The 5,468-nt window shown below is 62.0% G+C and carries 8 protein-coding genes; 3 read left to right on the forward strand and 5 right to left on the reverse strand.

Going from position 1 to position 5,468, the window contains the following annotated elements:
• A partial coding sequence (locus tag EN994_RS16090) for a hypothetical protein (protein ID WP_127307640.1) occupies nt 1-400 on the forward strand: 400 nt, incomplete at its 5' end.
• Nucleotides 401-485: 85 nt separating this feature from the next.
• Here the strand turns inward: EN994_RS16090 and EN994_RS16095 are convergent.
• From EN994_RS16095 to EN994_RS16105, 3 genes are read right to left on the reverse strand one after another with little or no spacing between them, the layout of a single operon-like run.
• Entirely contained in the window at nt 486-1,253 is a 768-nt protein-coding gene (locus tag EN994_RS16095; protein ID WP_063168102.1) for an alpha/beta hydrolase, read from the reverse strand.
• 20 nt (nt 1,254-1,273) lie between these two features.
• Nucleotides 1,274-1,834, reverse strand: a complete 561-nt coding sequence (locus tag EN994_RS16100; protein ID WP_013531330.1) for a DUF192 domain-containing protein — start codon at nt 1,832-1,834, stop codon at nt 1,274-1,276.
• 24 nt (nt 1,835-1,858) lie between these two features.
• Nucleotides 1,859-2,434, reverse strand: a complete 576-nt coding sequence (locus EN994_RS16105; protein ID WP_174564974.1) for a cold-shock protein — start codon at nt 2,432-2,434, stop codon at nt 1,859-1,861.
• 238 nt (nt 2,435-2,672) lie between these two features.
• Here EN994_RS16105 and gloA point away from each other — a divergent pair, with 238 nt between their 5' ends.
• On the forward strand, nt 2,673-3,113 hold the full coding sequence (gene gloA / locus EN994_RS16110) for a lactoylglutathione lyase (RefSeq protein ID WP_013531328.1): 441 nt from the start codon (nt 2,673-2,675) through the stop codon (nt 3,111-3,113).
• A gap of 146 nt (nt 3,114-3,259) precedes the next feature.
• Nucleotides 3,260-3,550 (forward strand): DUF2218 domain-containing protein, encoded by a 291-nt coding sequence (locus EN994_RS16115; protein ID WP_027160411.1) that lies wholly within the window; start codon nt 3,260-3,262, stop codon nt 3,548-3,550.
• Between the two features lie 8 nt (nt 3,551-3,558).
• Here EN994_RS16115 and EN994_RS16120 read toward each other — a convergent pair whose 3' ends face one another.
• Nucleotides 3,559-4,119, reverse strand: a complete 561-nt coding sequence (locus tag EN994_RS16120; RefSeq protein ID WP_024503867.1) for a DUF1697 domain-containing protein — start codon at nt 4,117-4,119, stop codon at nt 3,559-3,561.
• 8 nt (nt 4,120-4,127) lie between these two features.
• On the reverse strand, nt 4,128-5,384 hold the full coding sequence (gene ilvA / locus EN994_RS16125) for a threonine ammonia-lyase IlvA (protein WP_063168104.1): 1,257 nt from the start codon (nt 5,382-5,384) through the stop codon (nt 4,128-4,130).
• Nucleotides 5,385-5,468 lie beyond the last annotated feature (84 nt).

Consider the following 5,468-nt stretch of genomic DNA (forward strand, 5'->3'; position numbering starts at 1 on the left):
GGACAATGAGGCGCAAAGTGCCGCCCTTGCCGAAAAAAAGCTGGCGGGCCGCACAGATCCTTCACGTCTCGACCGCATCTCGGCAATGATTGTCGCCACCGCCACGCACCAGGTGCCGCCGTTCGACGGCGCGACGGCCACACGGGACGCAAGTCTTTTCCTGGATATGGACCTGTCGATCCTGGGTGCCGCGCCGGACGCCTTCGACGCCTATGAGCGCGCCGTGCGGCGCGAGTACCACTGGGTGGAGGAGCTGATGTGGCGAGCCGGACGCAGTGCGGTCTTGAAGAGTTTCCTCGCCCGCCCGCATATCTTCCACACGCAAGAGTTTCGCCAGCGCTTCGAACCGCAGGCCCGGGAAAACATTGCGCGATCGCTGGCGGCCCTTGCAAACGGCTAAGGACAATCAGGATAGGCGCCTATCACGATGCCAAGCAGCCTCGTCCCCGACTACGGCACTGCTTCTCGCTGCCCGGGCCCTCCGCTCAGAGCGGATTTTCGGCATAGAACTCCAGCACGCGCTGCTTGAAGGTCTTGTCCCCGACGGCAAGCATATGATCGCGGCCCTCGATGTGGAAGGCCCTGGCGTTCGGCATCAACGCTGCAAGCTCATCGGGCGAGCCGCCTATGTCGTCGGTGGTGCCGACTGCGACCAGCGTCGGCTGGGCGATGCGGGCAACATCCTGCTCGCTCAGCAATTCGCGCGATTTGGCGATGCAAGCCGCCAAGGCACGGCGATCGCTGCGGGTCTGGTCGGCGAAGGCGCGAAACGACCGGCCGCGCGGATGGCTGGTCGCGGCCGGATCTTCGGCAAGCAGCGCGTCGGCAATCGGATCCCAATCGCCGACACCGTCGATCATGCCGATGCCGAGGCCGCCGAAGACCAGCGTCACCACCTTGTCCGGATCGGACAGCGCCATGAACGCCGCGATGCGCGCGCCCATGGAATAACCCATGACGTGGGCGCGCTCGATGCCGAGATGGTCGAGCAAGGCAGTGGCATCGGAGGCCATCTTGACCGGCGTATAGTCGGCCTCATCATAGCTCTTGGACGACGCGCCGTGGCCGCGATTGTCAAAGGTGATGGCGCGGTAACCGGCATCGTTCAGCGTCTTGAACCAGCCGGGCGACACCCAGTTGACATAGTGGCTCGAAGCGAAGCCGTGGATCATCAGCACCGGATCGCCCTCGCCCGATTCCGGCTGGCGCTCGAGGAAAGCAAGATCGAAGCCGTCATGGGTGAAAAACTGCATCAGCGACCCCGCTTGCGCACTCAACCGCCACCGCCATTGGGTGCATCGCCATTGTCGGCGGGCGGCATGCCGGGGCCGGACACCGTGCCCACCGCCGGATGGCGCAAAAGGTCGCCATACTCGATGCCGTTCCTGGCGGCAGTGCCGGCCTTGAGCTCAAGCACGAAGCGCACCGGTACACCAGGCGAAATGACGGCGTCTGATTGCGGCTCGCCGTGCTTGACCGCCCGGATCTTGCCGTCCTGGCCGACAAAAATCAGATCAAGCGGCATCGGGGTGTTGTGCATCCAGAAGCCAACCTGCTGCTGGACCTCGAAGACAAACAGCATGCCGTGGTTGTCCGCCATGTCCTGGCGATACATCAAGCCAGCCTCGCGCTCCGCGGCGGTGTCGGCGACTTCGATGGAGAAAGAGCGATCACCGCCTTTCGTCACCACGACCAATGGCGCCGGATCGGCCGGAAGGATCATTGCCCGGCTGTCCGCCGAGGTTGGCTTTTCGGAATAGAAGTAACCACCGGCGGCGGCGACGAAGGCAATCGCGCACATCGCGCCCGCGGTCAGCCAGTTCCTGTAAGCCATTCGAGATCCTCGGCCGGAAACGCCCTAGTGCGAGACCGGCAAGGTCCCCATATCGGGGTGAATTTCGGCGGCCATAAGGCCTTTGTCGCCGCGCCCGAAACGAACCAGCACGACCTGTCCGGGCCGAAGCTCGGTGATACCGTAACGGCGCAAGGTCTCCATATGGACAAAGATGTCCTCGGTACCCTCGCCGCGGGTGAGAAAACCAAACCCCTTGGTGCGGTTGAACCATTTTACCAAGGCGCGTTCGAGACCGCTCTCCGGCGTCACCGCGACATGGGTGCGCTGCTCCTGCATCTCGGCCGGGTGGACCGCGGTGGTGACATCCATGGAGAGCACACGGAAGGCCTGCAATCCGCGCTCGCCATGCTTGACGAGGCAGACCACGCGTGCGCCTTCCAGCGCCGTCTGAAAGCCGTCTCTTCGAAGACATGTCACATGAAGGAGGATGTCGCCCGAGATGCCGTCATCCGGGAGGATGAAACCATAACCCTTGGCCACATCGAACCACTTGATGGCGCCGGCTACTTCGAGCAGATCAGAAGCGTCGCCGCCTTCGTCACGCTGCAAGGCGTCGCCAAGGGTTCCGTCCCGCCCCATGAAAGAGGCCTTTTCCCCCATAAGAATGCCCCCTCTTTTCAAGAACACCGCAACTGATTCTTGCCAACAGATTAACACTGCGGCTTCCGGTGTGTGCAAGACCTGCCGTGCCTTTTTTCACGGTTCATTGGGGCAATACCGGATTTGTTCTTTGCCGGCATTGCGCACCGCCGCACGATTGCCCTTTGACAGGGCCGACCCTATGTTGCGCCGCAACGCAATTTATCGAGGAAATCACATGCGCTATCTGCACACTATGATCCGCGTCGCCGACGTCGATGCCTCGCTCGACTTCTACTGCAATAAGCTCGGCCTCAAGGAAGTGCGCCGCTACGAAAACGAGCAGGGCCGCTTCACGCTGATCTTCCTCGCCGCACCGGAAGACGAGGAGAGCGGCATCAATGAAAAGGCACCGCTGGTCGAACTGACCTACAATTGGGATCCCGAAGACTACAAGGGCGGGCGCAATTTCGGCCACCTCGCTTATGAGGTCGACGACATCTACGCCACCTGCCAGCATCTGATGGACAATGGCGTCATCATCAACCGGCCGCCGCGCGACGGCAACATGGCTTTCGTCAAGTCGCCGGACGGCATCTCGATCGAGCTTTTGCAGAAAGGCCCGGCCAAGGCCAAGGCCGAGCCTTGGGCTTCGATGGCGAACACCGGAAGCTGGTAGCCGATCACGCTGTCTTGAGCGGACAATGCCAGGCTGACGGCCCCGCTACCGTTTGGTTTTTCAGGGGCGGCGCCTATCTGTCTGGCTGAGGCGCCAGGCTTGGCCGGCGCCCAGCCATGCAAAAGGGCGCTTGCCCAGGAGAATTCATGCCGACCAGCCATGCCGACGTCGCCACCGAACATGCCAGCCGCTACCTGCAGCAGTTGTGCAAGCACTGGGCACACAAATTCCCGGTCGAGTTCGATCCCACCCATGGCACCATCGATCTCTCAATGGGCCGTACCGTCATGGCTGCCGATGCCGCAGCGCTGCATGTCACGGTGTCGACTGACGAAGCAGGATCGATCGAGCGCCTGGAAAGCGTTGTCGCCGATCACATCAAGCGCTTTGCTTTCCGCGAAGAACTGACCTTCGACTGGAAACCAACTTCCGCCTAGCCAGCCAACTACTTCTCACCGGCGTGTGCGGCCATCTCCAGCAGCGCCTGCACCGAGCGCCAATTGCGCGCGGTACCCGGCACTTTCAGCGTGCGCGGGATCAGCCCGGCAAACACCGATTTGCCCAGCCCATTCGGTGCGCTGAGGTAGAGCACATCGCCCTTGATCTCGAAGCGTTCGGGGCCGGTGCACTTTTCGGTCAGCCGCGCCACCTCATCGGCGGTCGGCTCGCGTTCCAGCACATAGGCGTGCAGCTTCGTGTGGTCCGCGGCAATTTCCGGATAGGGATTTTCGCGCACCAGCTTCTCGAACCAGGAGAGATCGCGCACCATGATGCGCGAATGGAACCCCCATTTCGTCTCGAAGGCTGCTTCGAGCAGGTTCGCCAGTGCCGCCGCGTCGCCTTTCTTCGCCCGGAACACGGCATTGCCGCTCTGCACGTAGGTGGCGACGTCGGAAAAGCCGAGGCCCTCGAAGAACGACCGCAGCTCCGCCATCTTGACGATGCGGTTGCCGCCGACATTGATGCCGGAAAACAGCGCGACGAAGATTTTTCCCGGATCAACCATTCGATCGCTCATATGATGAACCCGGCCAGTGTCTCGTTGTCGGTGATGTCCTGATACTGAACGCCCTCGGCCTCGAACTTCGCCTTGAGCAGATCGAAATTGCGACGGTCCCTGGTTTCGATGCCGATCAGCACCGAACCAAAATTGCGCGCCGATTTCTTCAGATATTCGAAACGGGCGATGTCGTCGTCGGGTCCGAGCAGTTCGAGGAAATCGCGCAGCGCGCCCGGCCGCTGCGGAAAACGGATGATGAAGTATTTCTTCAGACCCTCGAAGCGCAACGCCCGTTCCTTGACGTCCGGCAGCCGCTCGAAATCGAAATTGCCGCCCGAAACCACGGCAACGATCGTCTTGCCCCTGATCTCCTTCTTGGAGAAATCCTTGAGCGCATCGATCGCCAGCGCGCCGGCCGGCTCCAGCACGACGCCTTCGACGTTGAGCATCTCGATCATGGTGGCGCAGAGCCTGTTTTCCGGGATCAGCCGCACCGTGTCGGCCGGAAAATCCTTGAGATGACGCAACGGCTCGCGGCCGATCTCGGCCACCGCGGCGCCATCGACGAAATTGTCGACCTTGGCGAGCTTGAGCCGTTTCCCCGCTGCGAGGCTCTCGCGCAGGCTCGGCGCGCCTGCCGGTTCGCAGAAGACGAAGTGTGCTTCCCTGCCCTGATCGGCGAAATAGTGGGTGACGCCCGCGGCAAGTCCGCCACCGCCGACCGGCAGCATGACGATATCGGGCATGCGGGCGCCCGGCATCTGGTCCGCGATCTCGTAGGCGACGGTTGCCTGGCCCTCGATGATGTCCTTGTGATCGAAAGGCGGCACCATATGGGCGCCGGAACTGTCGGTGAATTCCAGGGCAGCGCGATAGCAATCGTCGAAGAAATCGCCGACCAGTCTGATCTCGATGAAATCGCCGCCGAACAGCCTGGTCTTGTCGATCTTCTGCTGCGGCGTCGTCACCGGCATGAACACGACGCCTCGCCTGCCGAAATGGCGGCAGACGAAAGCAAAGCCCTGCGCGTGGTTGCCGGCGGACGCGCAGACGAACAGTTCGGCCTCGTTGCCGGCCGCCAGTGTCTTGCGGAAGAAATTGAAGGCGCCGCGGATCTTGTAGGAGCGGACCGGCGACAGATCCTCGCGCTTCAACAGCACCCGCGCACCGGTCTTTTTCGACAGATAGTCGTTTTCCTGTAGCGGCGTTTCAGGGAAGATCTGGCGGATCGCGGCGGCAGCGGCAGCAACGCGGGAAGAGAAACTGTTCATCGGAAACCACCCCTGGGGAAAATCACCTTGCGTTGCATGCTGTCCGCGGATCTCTATCATTAATCGGGTCGCGAACGTTCGGTT

Source organism: Mesorhizobium sp. M7A.F.Ca.CA.002.09.1.1 (genome assembly GCF_003998555.1).
GTDB lineage: Bacteria > Pseudomonadota > Alphaproteobacteria > Rhizobiales > Rhizobiaceae > Mesorhizobium > Mesorhizobium ciceri.